The sequence below is a fragment of the Burkholderia pyrrocinia genome, assembly GCF_001028665.1.
GTDB classification, from domain to species: Bacteria; Pseudomonadota; Gammaproteobacteria; order Burkholderiales; family Burkholderiaceae; genus Burkholderia; species Burkholderia pyrrocinia.
The window spans coordinates 987,424-1,001,109 of the sequence record NZ_CP011503.1; the positions used below are offsets into that span (position 1 = coordinate 987,424).

Annotated in this window: 11 protein-coding genes; 6 read left to right on the forward strand and 5 right to left on the reverse strand. The window is 68.6% G+C overall.

Annotated elements, in window-relative coordinates:
- Positions 1-236: 236 nt before the first annotated feature.
- The 4 genes from ABD05_RS04590 to ABD05_RS04605 form a co-directional block, all read right to left on the reverse strand.
- Positions 237-1,463, reverse strand: coding sequence for a patatin-like phospholipase family protein (locus tag ABD05_RS04590; protein WP_047899143.1), 1,227 nt, complete (start codon positions 1,461-1,463; stop codon positions 237-239).
- 24 nt (positions 1,464-1,487) lie between these two features.
- Complete coding sequence (locus ABD05_RS04595) at positions 1,488-2,237, reverse strand: PhaM family polyhydroxyalkanoate granule multifunctional regulatory protein (protein WP_047899144.1); 750 nt, start codon at positions 2,235-2,237, stop codon at positions 1,488-1,490.
- 78 nt (positions 2,238-2,315) lie between these two features.
- On the reverse strand, positions 2,316-3,143 hold the full coding sequence (locus tag ABD05_RS04600) for an enoyl-CoA hydratase/isomerase family protein (RefSeq protein ID WP_047899145.1): 828 nt from the start codon (positions 3,141-3,143) through the stop codon (positions 2,316-2,318).
- 122 nt (positions 3,144-3,265) lie between these two features.
- Positions 3,266-4,258, reverse strand: coding sequence for a fumarylacetoacetate hydrolase family protein (locus ABD05_RS04605; RefSeq protein WP_047899146.1), 993 nt, complete (start codon positions 4,256-4,258; stop codon positions 3,266-3,268).
- Positions 4,259-4,386: 128 nt separating this feature from the next.
- On the opposite strand from ABD05_RS04605, the gene ABD05_RS04610 reads away from it, so the two are divergent.
- The 5 genes from ABD05_RS04610 to metH all read left to right on the forward strand — a co-directional run bounded on the left by ABD05_RS04610 (position 4,387) and on the right by metH (position 11,214).
- Positions 4,387-5,253 carry an IclR family transcriptional regulator gene (locus ABD05_RS04610; protein WP_047899147.1) on the forward strand — a complete coding sequence of 289 codons (867 nt, stop codon included), beginning with the start codon at positions 4,387-4,389 and terminating at the stop codon, positions 5,251-5,253.
- A 110-nt stretch (positions 5,254-5,363) separates the two neighbouring features.
- The gene (locus ABD05_RS04615) at positions 5,364-6,686 is read left to right on the forward strand and encodes a DUF3108 domain-containing protein (RefSeq protein ID WP_047901079.1); all 1,323 of its coding nucleotides are present in this window, start codon (positions 5,364-5,366) and stop codon (positions 6,684-6,686) included.
- A 241-nt stretch (positions 6,687-6,927) separates the two neighbouring features.
- Positions 6,928-7,185 (forward strand): BTH_I0359 family protein, encoded by a 258-nt coding sequence (locus ABD05_RS04620; protein ID WP_006477667.1) that lies wholly within the window; start codon positions 6,928-6,930, stop codon positions 7,183-7,185.
- A 201-nt stretch (positions 7,186-7,386) separates the two neighbouring features.
- Entirely contained in the window at positions 7,387-8,454 is a 1,068-nt protein-coding gene (locus tag ABD05_RS04625; RefSeq protein ID WP_047899148.1) for a homocysteine S-methyltransferase family protein, read from the forward strand.
- Positions 8,455-8,496: 42 nt separating this feature from the next.
- Positions 8,497-11,214, forward strand: a complete 2,718-nt coding sequence (gene metH, locus ABD05_RS04630; protein ID WP_047899149.1) for a methionine synthase — start codon at positions 8,497-8,499, stop codon at positions 11,212-11,214.
- Positions 11,215-11,327: 113 nt separating this feature from the next.
- Here metH and ABD05_RS04635 read toward each other — a convergent pair whose 3' ends face one another.
- The gene (locus ABD05_RS04635) at positions 11,328-11,651 is read right to left on the reverse strand and encodes a DUF1840 domain-containing protein (RefSeq protein WP_011353361.1); all 324 of its coding nucleotides are present in this window, start codon (positions 11,649-11,651) and stop codon (positions 11,328-11,330) included.
- Between the two features lie 200 nt (positions 11,652-11,851).
- Here ABD05_RS04635 and argS point away from each other — a divergent pair, with 200 nt between their 5' ends.
- Positions 11,852-13,633, forward strand: a complete 1,782-nt coding sequence (gene argS, locus ABD05_RS04640; protein ID WP_047899150.1) for an arginine--tRNA ligase — start codon at positions 11,852-11,854, stop codon at positions 13,631-13,633.
- The last annotated feature ends 53 nt before the right edge of the window (positions 13,634-13,686 follow it).

Genomic DNA, 13,686 nt, shown 5'->3' on the forward strand with positions numbered 1-13,686 from the left:
GGCTCGTTGGCGAGCCCGTCCCCTGCCTCAGGCGGGCTCCCGTAAGGGTTCCCGTGCGGATGCCGGATCGGCGGGCTGCTCGATGTGGTGTATACGGCGGCGGCCATGATATCACGCGTGTATGACGCTTCCGAGACGCCTGCCCGGTCGCGCCCCGCCAATCACGGTGCGGCGATCGGTCGCGCCTGACCGTCGCGAAAACACAACCGCGCGCAACCTCGCGCCATCCGCGCGCATCAGACCCGCATTTCGCCCGTCGCGAGGCCGTCTTCCGGCGGCGTACCGGCTGCCGGCCCGCTGCCGCCGTCCGCCCGCGCGATCCAGTCGGCGAGCGTGTCGCGCTGTGCCCGCCCGTCGCCGTAGCCGAGTTCGATCAGTTCGCGCGTGAACGCCTCCTCGAACAGCAGGTAGCTCGCGAACGACGCGCCGGCCGGCTGGCTGCCGCCGACCGCGCCGAGCAACCCGCGCATCGCCGCCGGCATCTGCTTCAGGTGCTTCGCTGCGATCAGCTCGATGCGCTCGGACGGCGCGATCGCGAGCACGTCGACGTGCCGCCAGCCGCTGTCGACCTCGACCTGGTGCGGCAGGTGCTCGATCATCCGGTTGATGTGCTCGATCCGTTCGATGTCCGAGCCGATCGAGTCGAGGAACACGCTCGCCAGCACCTGCTGGCCGATCTGCGCGAGCGTCGGGTAGCCGCGCACCAGCCCGGCGCCGTTCGCGGCCGGAATCTCGGGCCGCGGGTCGGCCGCGCCGACGACGACGATCCGGTCCGCGCCGAAGTGGATCGCCGGCGACAGCGGCGCGATCTGCCGGATCGACCCGTCGCCGAAGTATTCGATCTGCCCGTCGAGCACGAGCGGCACGGCCGGGAATACGAACGGAATCGCCGACGACGCGAGCAGGTGCGACGCCGACAGGTCGACGAGCCGCGCGGTGCGCTGCGCGCGCCGCCACGCCTGGATCGGCTCGGCCGCCTGGTAGAACGTGAGGTGCCGGCCGCTCGAATAGCTGAGCGCCGTCACCGCGAGCGCGTGCAGCAGCCGCGCCTCGAGCATCTGCTCGATCCGGTGGAAACTCAGTTCGCGCTGCAGCAGGTGCGCGAGCGGCGTGTTGTCGAGCAGCCCGCGCGGCGAACGGCGGGCCGCCCAGCCGAACGTCATCGCGGCGAGCCAGCGCGCGCCGGCGGCCGCGATGCCGAGCCAGTCGGTGCGGTACACGTAGTCGGGACGCAGGGGCTCCCAGAATTCGAGCAGGCGCCGCACGCCGTGGGAAAAGTCGTCCGCGTGACTCGCGATCGACGTCGCGTTGATCGCGCCGGCCGACGAGCCGCACACGACCGCGAACGGCAGCGTGTGCCGGTCCGGATCGGCCTCGCGCGCGATCTCGGCCAGCGCTTTGAGCACGCCGACCTGATAGGCGGCACGTGCGCCACCTCCCATCAGAACGAGCGCGAGCCGCATGATCGACCTGCTAGCTGTGCCGCGTCACGTCGAGCGCTTCGGCGGACGGGTTTCGGGCGACGAAGCGGCCGCCGCGCTCGCCGCGGCCGAACCGGTCGGCTTCGTGCGCTTCGCAGCGGGCTTGCGCGGCGCGGCGGCGGCCCGTGCCGGCTTCGCGGCCTGCTCCGGCGGGGCGGCCGCGTCCGGCGGCACGTCGCCCGGCACGGCGGGCTGCATGCCCGGCTGCGCCATCGCGAGGCTCGCGAGCTGGTTGAACTGCGTCTGCAGCAGGTTCCACCAGCCGGCCGGGTCGAAGGCCTGCTGTGCGGCGTCGCCTGCCGGCGGCGCATCCGCACCGTCCGTCGCCGGCGCCGCATCGCCCGGCGACGCCGACGCGGCTTTCGCCGCCTGCGCCGCCGCGACGGCCGCTTCCTCGGCCGCCGACATCGAGCTTTGCGCGAACGCGCCGAACGCCCTCAGCGTCGCAAGCGTCGCGCGCTGCACCTCGAGCGCCTGGATCGCGGACTGCAGCATCCCGAGATTGAGCTTCAGCCACTGCTCGACCGCGCGCAGATCGGTGATCCGCTTGTCGAGCTCCTCGACGCTCGTGAGCGGCGCCATCATGTCGGACATGCTCGACAGCGACGGCGGCAGCCCTTGCGTGGCGCCCGGAAACGACGTCATCCCGCCGAACGGCGACATCCGCATCATGTCCCACATCCGGTCCATCATGTCGGCGGGCTTGAAGCCGGCAAAGCCGGCGAAAGGGTTGGCGCCGGAGGCATCGGTCGTCATACGGGCATCCTGGTTGACTGGGGGAGCGAGGCGGCCGCCATGCGTCGCGCAGCCGCGCGTGGTTCATCATAGCGCGCGTCAGAACGGCGCGTCGCCGGGGAAGTCGGGCGGGCGCCGCTCGCGCAGCGAACGGATGCCCTCCTGCACGTCGGGCCCCGAGAAGCCCATGAATTCGAGCGCGAGCGACGTGTCGAAGGTCGGCCCGGCCGTGCGCAGCCAGTTGTTCAGCGCGTACTTGGTCCAGCGGATCGCCGACTGAGAACCGTGCGCGAGCCGCTCGGCCACTTCGTACGCCTTCGGCAGCAGGTCGGCGGGCTCGACCGCGAGCGACACCAGCCCGATCCGCTCGGCCTCCGCGCCGCTCACGGGCTCGCACAGCAGCAGGTAGTACTTCGCCTTCGCCATCCCGCACAGCAGCGGCCACACGATCGCCGCGTGGTCGCCGGCCGCGACGCCGAGCCGCGTATGGCCGTCGATGATGCGCGCATCCTTCGCGGCGATCGAGATGTCGGCGAGCAGCCCGGCGACGAGCCCCGCGCCGACGGCCGGGCCGTGCATCGCCGACACGATCGGCTTGCTGCAGTTGATCACGTTGTAGACGAGGTCGCGCGCCTCGCGCCACACGCGGGCGCGCACGTCGAAGTCGTTCGCCATGTCCTCGACGAGCGCGAGGTCGCCGCCCGCCGAAAAGCCCTTGCCTTCGCCGCGGATCACCGCGACGCGCGTGTCTGGATCGCGGTCGACGTCGCGCCAGATGTCGGCGAGCTCGCGATGCATGCGCGCGTTCGCGGTCGCGAGGCCGCTGCGGTTCGCGCCCTCGCCGCTCATCACGATGTCGAGCACGCCATGGTCGCGGCGCGTCACCTTCAGTGCTTCGTAACCGCCGTACGCGGCGAGATCGGCCATGAGTCGCTCCTTGCCAGGCTCTTGAATCGAGTGTAGCCAAGCCCGCGCGGGCAAACATCAGGCGAAACCCGGCGCGCGGGCCGGGGCCGGGTTTCGCGCGGGCGTTGCGTGCCCTGCGTGGCTTACGCCGCGCCGTCGGGCGGTGCGACCGATTGTTCGATCGCGCCGAAGATCGACTTGCCGGCCGCGTCGAACATCTCGATGCGCACGGTGTCGCCGTAACGCATGAATTCGGTCTGCGGCGCGCCGTGCTCGATCGTCTCGAGGCAGCGCTTCTCGGCGATGCAGCAGTAGCCGCGCTTCGCGTCCTTGTTCGACACCGTGCCCGAACCGACGATCGAACCGGCGCGCAGGTTGCGCGTCTTCGCCGCGTGCGCGACCAGCTGGCCGAAGTGGAACACCATGTCGGTGCCCGCATCGGGCTGGCCGACCTTCTTGCCGTTCCAGTGGACGATCATCGGCCGGTGCACGCGGCCGTCGCGCCATTCGTCGCCGAGTTCGTCGGGCGTCACGGCGACCGGCGCGAACGCGGTGGCCGGCTTGCTCTGGAAGAAGCCGAAGCCCTTCGCGAGCTCGGCCGGAATCAGGTTGCGCAGCGACACGTCGTTCACGAGCGTGACGAGCCGCACGGCCTTCAGCGCGTCGTCGGGCGTCGTGCTCATCGGCACGTCGCCGGTGATCACCGCGACTTCCGCCTCGAAATCGATGCCCCATTCCTCGGACGGGCACACGACGTCGTCGCGGGGCCCCAGGAAATCGTCGCTGCCGCCCTGGTACATCAGCGGATCGGTACAGAACTCGGGCGGCATCTCCGCGCCGCGCGCGCGGCGCACGAGCTCGACGTGGTTCACGTACGCGGAGCCGTCCGCCCACTGGAACGCGCGCGGCAGCGGCGCCATGCAGTTGGCCGGATCGAACGCGAACGCGTTGCGCGCGCGCCCCTGGTTCAGCGCGTCGTACAGGTCGCGCAGCTGCGGCGCGTAGAACGCCCAGTCGTCGAGGACGCGCTGCAGCGTCGGCGCGATCGCGTCGGCGATCGCCGCGGTGTGCAGGTCGCGCGACACGACGATCAGCTGGCCGTCGCGCGTGCCGTCCTTCAGCGAAGCAAGTTTCATAGGGAGTTCTGCCGTTGTAGTGACGTTGGAAGGAATCTATTTTACGATGGTGAATCCGTGCGGCGCGCGACGATCGTGCATGCCGCGTTCGCCCCGATCCTTGCCGCATTTTCGCGCACCCGTTGCCCATGCCCGCCAGCCCGCTTCCCGACGACGATCTTGCCGACTCCGACACCGACGACGCCGCTTCCGGCGAGCACGGCGAGAAGGTCCGTTCCGGCATCCAGTCGATCGAGGTCGGCTTCCGCCTGCTCGACGTGCTGACGAGCGAGCCGCGCGCGATGATGCTGCGCGACCTCGCGCAGCGCGCGGGCATGAGTCCCGCGAAGGCGCACCGCTACCTGGTCAGCTTCTCGCGGCTCGGCGTCGTGTCGCAGGATCCCGTGTCGGGCCGCTACGAGCTCGGCGGCTTCGCGCTGCAGATGGGGCTCGCGCGGCTCGCGCGCGTCGACGGCGTGAAGCTCGCGCGAATCGCGCTGACCGAGTTCCGCGACCGCCTCGACCAGACGGTCGGCATCGCGGTGTGGGGCAACCAGGGGCCGACGATCGTGCACTGGATGGAATCGAGCCACCCGGCGAAGGCTTCGCTGAAGCTCGGCGACGTGATGCCGCTGCTCGGCTCCGCGACGGGGCTGCTGTTCGCCGCGTACCTGCCGCGCAGCAAGACCGCCGCGATGCTCGAGCGCGAACTCGCCGACACGCGCCGCTCGCCGCATCACGGCGGCCCGCGTACGCTCGACGAGGTCGACGCGGTGCTCGCCGACGTGCGCGAGCACGAGGCCGCGCGCGTCGAAGGGATGCTGCTGCCGACGATCCACGCGTTCTGCATGCCCGTGTTCGACGCGGTCGGCGAACTCGCGCTCGCGATCGTCGCGCTCGGCCAGGAGGGCTCGTTTGACATCACGTGGGGCGGCGAGATCGACACCGCGCTGCGCGCGTGCGCGCAGAAACTGTCTTACGAACTCGGCTATAGTCCCGACGCACGCGACGCCTGACGCGCGCGCGACACCCCGGTACACGCCGCGCACCGCGAACGCGCGGTGCATCCGACGGTCCGATTCCTGTGGCGCGCCCGACGTCACGCGACCACCCCGACCCCGTTCCGATGCCCATGCAGCCTGCCGACATCCGTCCGAGTCACGCCCTGCCCCGCCGCTGGCTGCGGGTGGGCGTCGCGCTCGTCGTCGTGCTGGTGCTGCACGCGCTCGCCGCGATCTGGCTGATGCGCAATCGCGAATCGTTCACGCCGCCCGCGCCCGCCGAAATCCCCGTGCAGATCGAGCTGCTGAAGCCGCAGCCGATCGAGCGCCAGCCCGCGCCGGCCGCGCCGAAGCCGGTCGAACATCCTGCCGCCCCCGCGCCGGCCGCGCCCAAGGCCGCTGCGCCGAAGCCAGCACCATCGCCCGAGCCGGTCCTCACGTCGACGCAGACAGCCGAGCACGGCGAGCCGCCGCCGGCCGCCGCGTCCGCGGCGAGCGGCGTAGCGGGTGCATCAGGTGCATCGGGCGCGCACGCCGCATCGGCCGCCGGCGCCAGCAGCGCCGCGACACCGGGCCCCGCGACCAACGGCGTGAAGTTCGCCGCGCCGCCGTCCGGCGACCTGCAGTACGACACGTTCTACAACGGGATGCAGAACATGATCGGCACGATCCACTGGCGCACCGACGGACGCACCTACGACCTGTCGGTATCGATGCCGGTGCCGTTCGTCGGCCCGTTCACCTATCGCAGCGAAGGCCGCATCGACGCATTCGGCGTCGCGCCCGACCGTTACGTCGAGAAGCGCGGCAAGCGGCCGGAAGACATCGCGATCTTCAACCGCGAGATCCGGCAGGTCGTGTTCACGCGTACGCCGAACAACGCGCCGCTGCCCGACGGCGTGCAGGACCGCTTCAGCATGCTGATGCAGTTGTCGGGGCTCCTGCGCGGCAACCCGTCCGCGTACAAGCCGGGCGTCACGCAGCAGTTCTTCGTGATCGACAACAACAGCGGCGAGACCTGGCCGATCACGGTGATCGGCGACGAGCAGGTGCAGACGCAGGCCGGCATCATCGACGCGCGGCACTTCATGCGCCTGCCGCGCCGCGACGGCGACACGCGCCGCATCGACATGTGGCTCGCGCCGTCGCTCGGCTGGCTGCCCGCGCGGCTCGTGCAGAGCGAACCGAACGGCGCGCAGATCGAGCTGCTGTGGCACGGCCGGCTCGCGGCGCCGGCCACGCCGTCCGATGCCGCGCCCGCCGGCGGCGCAACGAACGCGCCCGCCGGCGCATCAACGGCCGATGCTTCGGCCGCACCGTCCGCGCAACCGGCCCAACCCGCGCCGCCTGCCGCCGTGCAACCACCCGCGCAACCGCCCGCGCAACCGCCCGCGCAACCGCCCGCGCAACCGGCTGCGCCGCCGGCGTCGTCGCCTGTCACACAGTGAACGCGCAGGGATCGGCAATTTCGACCGATTACAGATTTCCGCGAAATGGCCGATGACACTCTTTAACAACTATTTCAGTCCACCGGCAGACAATAAGAAACGTTTCATAGACATCGGCTTCTAACCGATACACCCTACACAACGGGAACAGGGTGTGCAGCGCAAGCCCCTTGAAACCGGCAAGGCTCGCCCCACCTAGGGGACAACAAGGCCAGATGCCACTGCGAAGAGGAGTGCCGCCATGCAAATGATCTACAACAGCCCCAACTACTGCGTCGTCGAATTTGCGCCGCAGGCCGGCCATCATCTGATGAATGCCGGCGGATACGAAATCGTCGACAAGAATGCGCAGCGCGAGATCTTCATCGATGGCGAACTTGCCGAACGCTTCCGCGCGCACGTGAAACAACTGATCGAGGATGAACCGTCGCTCGACGAAGTCGACGAATTCCTCGGGCAATTCGACAGCCTGATGATGATGCCGGTCGTGCTGCACTGACGACCGCGGCCCGGCGCCTCGTGCGGCCGGGCCATTCGCCGCGCAGCGACGCGGCACCCGCGAGCACTCCGATCATGCCCCCGTCCGGTTCGCCGGCGGGGGCTTTCCTTTGGCCGCCCGGCCGGCGCTGCGCGAGGCCGGGCGGCGGTCAGGCGCACCGGCTACAATGACGGTTTTCCCGTCTTCGCCGGTCCTCCGCCCATGTCTGCGACTCCTCTCGCCGCTTCCGTCCCGCTCGACGCGCCCTACACGCGCGGCGCCGCACTGCCCGCGCTGCTGAAATCGCGCATCCTGATCCTCGACGGCGCGATGGGCACGATGATCCAGCGCTACAAGCTCGACGAAGCCGCGTATCGCGGCGAGCGCTTCAAGGATTTCCCGCGCGACATCAAGGGCAACAACGAACTGCTGTCGCTCACGCAGCCGCAGATCATCCGCGAGATCCACGACCAGTACTTCGCGGCCGGCGCCGACATTGTCGAAACCAACACGTTCGGCGCGACGACGGTCGCGCAGGCCGACTATGGGATGGAAGATCTCGTCGTCGAGATGAACATCGAATCGGCGAGGCTCGCGCGCGAATCGGCCGCGAAATACGCGACGCCCGACAAACCGCGCTTCGTCGCGGGCGCGATCGGGCCGACGCCGAAGACGGCGAGCATCTCGCCGGACGTCAACGATCCGGGCGCGCGCAACGTCACGTTCGACGAGCTGCGCGATGCGTACTACCAGCAGGCGAAGGCGCTGCTCGACGGCGGCGTCGACCTGTTCCTCGTCGAGACGATCTTCGACACGCTGAACGCGAAAGCCGCGTTGTTCGCGCTCGACGAGCTGTTCGAAGACACCGGCGAGCGCCTGCCGATCATGATCTCGGGCACCGTCACGGATGCGTCGGGCCGGATCCTGTCGGGCCAGACGGTCGAGGCGTTCTGGAATTCGCTGCGCCACGCAAAGCCGCTCACGTTCGGCCTGAACTGCGCGCTCGGCGCGGCGCTGATGCGCCCGTACATCGCCGAGCTCGCGAAACTGTGCGACACCTACGTGTCGTGCTACCCGAACGCGGGCCTGCCGAACCCGATGAGCGACACCGGCTTCGACGAAACGCCGGACGTCACGTCGGGCCTGCTGAAGGAATTCGCGCAGGCCGGGCTCGTGAACCTCGCGGGCGGCTGCTGCGGCACGACGCCCGAGCACATCGCCGAGATCGCGAAGGCGCTCGCCGACGTGAAGCCGCGCCGCTGGCCGAACCAGTACAGCGACAACGCCTGACCCGACCGCCCCACGCCCTTCATTACACGAATTCGCACCGCCATGACCGATCACATGATGCGCCTTGCCGGCCTCGAGCCGTTCAACGTCACGTCCGGAACGCTCTTCATCAACGTCGGTGAACGCACCAACGTCACCGGCTCGAAGGCGTTCGCGCGGATGATCCTCAACGGCCAGTTCGACGAGGCGCTCGCCGTCGCGCGCCAGCAGGTCGAGAACGGCGCGCAGGTGATCGACATCAACATGGACGAGGCGATGCTCGATTCGAAGGCGGCGATGGTGCGCTTCCTGAACCTGATCGCGTCGGAGCCGGACATCGCGCGCGTGCCGATCATGATCGACTCGTCGAAGTGGGACGTGATCGAGGCCGGCCTCAAGTGCGTGCAGGGCAAGGCGATCGTGAACTCGATCTCGCTGAAGGAAGGCGAGGAAGCGTTCCGCCACCACGCGAACCTGATCCGCCGCTACGGCGCGGCCGCCGTCGTGATGGCGTTCGACGAGACGGGCCAGGCCGATACGTACGAGCGCAAGACCGAGATCTGCAAGCGCTCGTACGACTTCCTCGTGAACGAAGTCGGCTTCCCGCCGGAAGACATCATCTTCGACCCGAACATCTTCGCGGTCGCGACCGGCATCGAGGAGCACAACAACTACGCGGTCGACTTCATCGAGGCGACCCGCTGGATCAAGCAGAACCTGCCGTACGCGAAGGTGAGCGGCGGCGTGTCGAACGTGTCGTTCTCGTTCCGCGGCAACGACCCGGTGCGCGAGGCGATCCACACCGTGTTCCTGTACCACGCGATCCAGGCCGGGATGGACATGGGCATCGTGAACGCCGGCCAGCTCGGCGTGTATGCCGACCTCGACGCCGAGCTGCGCGAGCGCGTCGAGGACGTGATCCTGAACCGCCGCGCGGATTCGACCGACCGTCTGCTCGAAATCGCCGACAAGTTCAAGGCCGGCGGCGCGAAGAAGGAAGAGAACCTCGAGTGGCGCAACCAGCCGGTCGAGAAGCGGCTCTCGCATGCGCTCGTGCACGGCATCACGACCTTCATCGTCGAGGACACCGAAGAAGTGCGTGCGAAGATCGACGCGGCGGGCGGCCGCCCGATCAACGTGATCGAAGGCCCGCTGATGGACGGGATGAACATCGTCGGCGACCTGTTCGGCCAGGGCAAGATGTTCCTGCCGCAGGTCGTGAAATCGGCGCGCGTGATGAAGCAGGCCGTCGCGCACCTGATCCCGTTCATCGAGGAAGAGAAGCGCCTGCTCGCAGAAGCGGGCGGCGACGTGCGCGCGAAGGGCAAGATCGTCATCGCGACCGTGAAGGGCGACGTGCACGACATCGGCAAGAACATCGTGTCGGTCGTGCTCCAGTGCAACAACTTCGAAGTGGTCAACATGGGCGTGATGGTCCCGTGCAACGAGATCCTCGCGAAGGCGAAGGTCGAGGGCGCGGACATCATCGGGCTGTCGGGCCTCATCACGCCGAGCCTCGAGGAAATGGCGTACGTCGCGTCCGAAATGCAGCGCGACGACTACTTCCGCGTGAAGAAGATCCCGCTGCTGATCGGCGGCGCGACGACGTCGCGCGTGCACACGGCCGTGAAGATCGCGCCGCACTACGAGGGCCCGGTCGTCTACGTGCCCGACGCGTCGCGCTCGGTGTCGGTCGCGTCGAGCCTGCTGTCCGACGAAGGCGCGACGAAGTACCTCGACGAACTGAAGTCCGACTACGAACGCATCCGCGACCAGCACGCGAACCGCAAGGCGCAGCCGATGGTCACGCTCGCCGACGCGCGCGCGAACAGGACGAAGGTCGACTGGGCCGGCTACGCGCCCGTGAAGCCGAAGTTCATCGGCCGCCGCGTGTTCAAGAACTACGACCTGAACGAGCTCGCGAACTACATCGACTGGGGCCCGTTCTTCCAGACGTGGGACCTGGCCGGCCCGTACCCGGCGATCCTGAACGACGAGATCGTCGGCGAATCGGCGCGGCGCGTGTTCTCCGACGCGAAATCGATGCTCGCGCGCCTGATCCAGGGCCGCTGGCTGAGCGCGAACGGCGTGATCGCGCTGCTGCCGGCGAACACCGTCAACGACGACGACATCGAGATCTACAGCGACGAATCGCGCTCGGAAGTGCTGCTCACGTGGCGCAACCTGCGGCAGCAGAGCGTGCGCCCGGTGGTCGACGGCGTGATGCGGCCGAACCGCTCGCTCGCCGACTTCATCGCGCCGAAGGAATCGGGTGTCGCCGACTACATCGGGATGTTCGCGGTGACGGCCGGCCTCGGCGTCGACGTGAAGGAAAAGCAGTTCGAAGCCGACCACGACGACTACAGCGCGATCATGCTGAAAGCGCTCGCCGACCGCTTCGCGGAAGCGTTCGCGGAAGCGATGCATGCACGCGTGCGACGCGAGCTGTGGGGCTACGCGAGCGGCGAGACGCTCGACAACGACGCGCTGATCGCCGAAAAGTACGCGGGCATCCGCCCGGCGCCCGGCTACCCGGCCTGCCCCGACCACCTCGTGAAGCGCGACATGTTCGACGTGCTGCATGCGGACGAGATCGGCATGAGCGTGACCGAATCGCTGGCGATGCTGCCGGCCGCGAGCGTGTCGGGCTTCTACCTCGCGCATCCGGACAGCCGCTATTTCTCGGTCGGCAAAATCGGGCAGGATCAGCTCGAGGACTACGCGCGGCGCATGGCGCTGTCGCTCGACGACGCGCGCCGCGCGCTCGCGCCGCAGCTCTGATCGAAGCAAACGGGTGGCCGACCGCCCGTTTGGTCAGACAAAAAGAAAAAGCCCGCTCCGAAGCGGGCTTTTTCTTGCCATACTCAAGCTTTCTTACTGCCGGGCAAGGAAGCTCAGAAGCCCCAGTGCACGTCGGCTTCGCCGGCTTTCGCCTCGCGCAGCATCGTAAGGAACGGCGCGACGCGCTGGGCCAGGCTCGGCGGCACTTCGTGGTGCGCGTGGTCGGCTTCGTCCTCGTGGAAATGGCCGGCGTGCTCGGCGCGCTCCTGCTTCGCCTGCGCAACCGCGCCTTCCAGCTTCGCGATCGCGTGGTCCAGCTCGTCGTGCGTAATCACACCGCGCTCGCCCAGTTGCTTGCCGACGAGGCCCAGCACATACACGGCGAAATCCTTCAGCACGTCGAGATCCTGTGCCGCCTTGCTCTTGAACGTAATCATGACAATTCCCTTTTCATCTTGTTGTGCCTGCGCGGCGAGGTTGGGGAACGCCGGCAGACCGGCGTCCGGCCTCGCGGACGCGGGCCGCCTGAGCGGCATATTAGCACCTGTTAAAATTCTGCGATCCCTGAAACGCGCGCTTAAAAAGCGCGCCGGCGGGCCGGCGTTTCCGGCCGCCACCAACGAAGCCTTCTACCAGCATGCTGCCAGCACACAAACAGACCCTCGAAGCCCTGCTCGCGGATAGCGTCAAGCAGGTCGCACACGCACTGAAAGGCGCCGACGCAGCGTTCGTCGCCCCGGCCATCACGCTGGAGCGCCCGAAGGTCGCCGCGCACGGCGACGTCGCGTGCAACGTCGCGATGCAGCTCGCCAAGCCGCTCGGCTCGAACCCGCGCCAGCTCGCCGAGCAGATCGTCGCCGCGCTCACCGCGCAGCCGGCCGCGCAAGGGCTCGTCGAAGCCGCCGAGATCGCCGGCCCCGGCTTCATCAACCTGCGCCTGTCGGCCGCCGCGAAGCAGGCGGTGATCGCCGCCGTGTTCGACCAGGGCCGCGCGTTCGGCACGTCGGATCGCGAGAAAGGCAAGCAGGTGCTGCTCGAATTCGTGTCGGCAAACCCGACCGGCCCGCTGCACGTCGGCCACGGCCGCCAGGCCGCGCTCGGCGACGTGCTCGCGAACGTGATCGCGAGCCAGGGCTACGCCGTGCACCGCGAGTTCTACTACAACGACGCGGGCGTGCAGATCGGCAACCTCGCGATCTCGACGCAGGCGCGCGCGCGCGGCCTGAAGCCGGGCGACGCGGGCTGGCCGGAAGCCGCGTACAACGGCGAATACATCGCCGACATCGCACGCGACTACCTGAACGGCGAAACGGTCGCCGCGTCGGACGGCGAGCCGGTCAAGGGCACGGGCGACGTCGAGGATCTCGACGCGATCCGCAAGTTCGCGGTCACGTACCTGCGTCGCGAGCAGGACATGGACCTGCAGGCGTTCGGCGTGAAGTTCGACCAGTACTACCTCGAATCGTCGCTGTACAGCGAAGGCCGCGTCGAGAAGACGGTCGACGCGCTGATCAAGGCCGGCATGACCTACGAGCAGGACGGCGCGCTGTGGCTGCGCACGACCGACGAAGGCGACGACAAGGATCGCGTGATGCGCAAGTCGGACGGCACCTACACGTACTTCGTGCCGGACGTCGCGTACCACGTGACGAAGTGGGAGCGCGGCTTCACGAAGGTGATCAACATCCAGGGCTCGGACCACCACGGCACGATCGCGCGCGTGCGCGCGGGCCTGCAGGGGCTGCACGTCGGGATCCCGAAGGGCTATCCCGACTACGTGCTGCACAAGATGGTCACCGTGATGCGCGACGGCCAGGAAGTGAAGATCTCGAAGCGTGCGGGCAGCTACGTGACGGTGCGCGACCTGATCGAATGGTCGGGCGGCGCCGCGGCGGGCCAGGAAGCAGCGCCCGACCTGATCGACGAGGCGACCATCACGCGCGGCCGCGACGCGGTGCGTTTCTTCCTGATCTCGCGCAAGGCCGATACCGAGTTCGTGTTCGACATCGACCTCGCGCTGAAACAGAACGACGAAAACCCGGTCTATTACGTCCAGTACGCGCATGCGCGGATCTGCTCGGTGCTCAACGAATTGAAGTCGCGCTACAACGTCGACGCCTCGCAACTGCCGGGCGCCGACCTGTCGCAACTCACGAGCGCGCAGGCCGCGTCGCTGATGCAGAAGCTCGCCGAGTATCCGGACATGCTCACGCACGCCGCGAACGAGCTGGCGCCGCACGCGGTCGCGTTCTACCTGCGCGATCTCGCTGGTGAATTCCACTCGTTCTACAATGCGGAGCGCGTGCTGGTCGACGACGAAGCGCCGCGCAATGCGCGCGCCGCGCTCCTCGCCGCGACCCGGCAGGTGCTCGAGAACGGCCTGGCGGTGCTCGGCGTGTCCGCGCCCGCCAAGATGTAAGGACGCAAGCGGCCCGAACCGGGCAGCGAATGGCCGCGGCAGCGCCCGCCGTC

Excerpts from the sequence above, each read along its gene's own strand:
- ABD05_RS04590 (WP_047899143.1), bottom strand. The coding sequence starts at position 1,463 with ATGCGGCTCGCGCTCGTTCTGATGGGAGGTGGCGCACGTGCCGCCTAT.
- ABD05_RS04595 (WP_047899144.1), bottom strand. The coding sequence starts at position 2,237 with ATGACGACCGATGCCTCCGGCGCCAACCCTTTCGCCGGCTTTGCCGGC.
- ABD05_RS04600 (WP_047899145.1), bottom strand. The coding sequence starts at position 3,143 with ATGGCCGATCTCGCCGCGTACGGCGGTTACGAAGCACTGAAGGTGACG.
- ABD05_RS04605 (WP_047899146.1), bottom strand. The coding sequence starts at position 4,258 with ATGAAACTTGCTTCGCTGAAGGACGGCACGCGCGACGGCCAGCTGATC.
- ABD05_RS04610 (WP_047899147.1), top strand. The coding sequence starts at position 4,387 with ATGCCCGCCAGCCCGCTTCCCGACGACGATCTTGCCGACTCCGACACC.
- ABD05_RS04615 (WP_047901079.1), top strand. The coding sequence starts at position 5,364 with ATGCCCATGCAGCCTGCCGACATCCGTCCGAGTCACGCCCTGCCCCGC.
- ABD05_RS04620 (WP_006477667.1), top strand. The coding sequence starts at position 6,928 with ATGCAAATGATCTACAACAGCCCCAACTACTGCGTCGTCGAATTTGCG.
- ABD05_RS04625 (WP_047899148.1), top strand. The coding sequence starts at position 7,387 with ATGTCTGCGACTCCTCTCGCCGCTTCCGTCCCGCTCGACGCGCCCTAC.
- metH (WP_047899149.1), top strand. The coding sequence starts at position 8,497 with ATGACCGATCACATGATGCGCCTTGCCGGCCTCGAGCCGTTCAACGTC.
- ABD05_RS04635 (WP_011353361.1), bottom strand. The coding sequence starts at position 11,651 with ATGATTACGTTCAAGAGCAAGGCGGCACAGGATCTCGACGTGCTGAAG.
- argS (WP_047899150.1), top strand. The coding sequence starts at position 11,852 with ATGCTGCCAGCACACAAACAGACCCTCGAAGCCCTGCTCGCGGATAGC.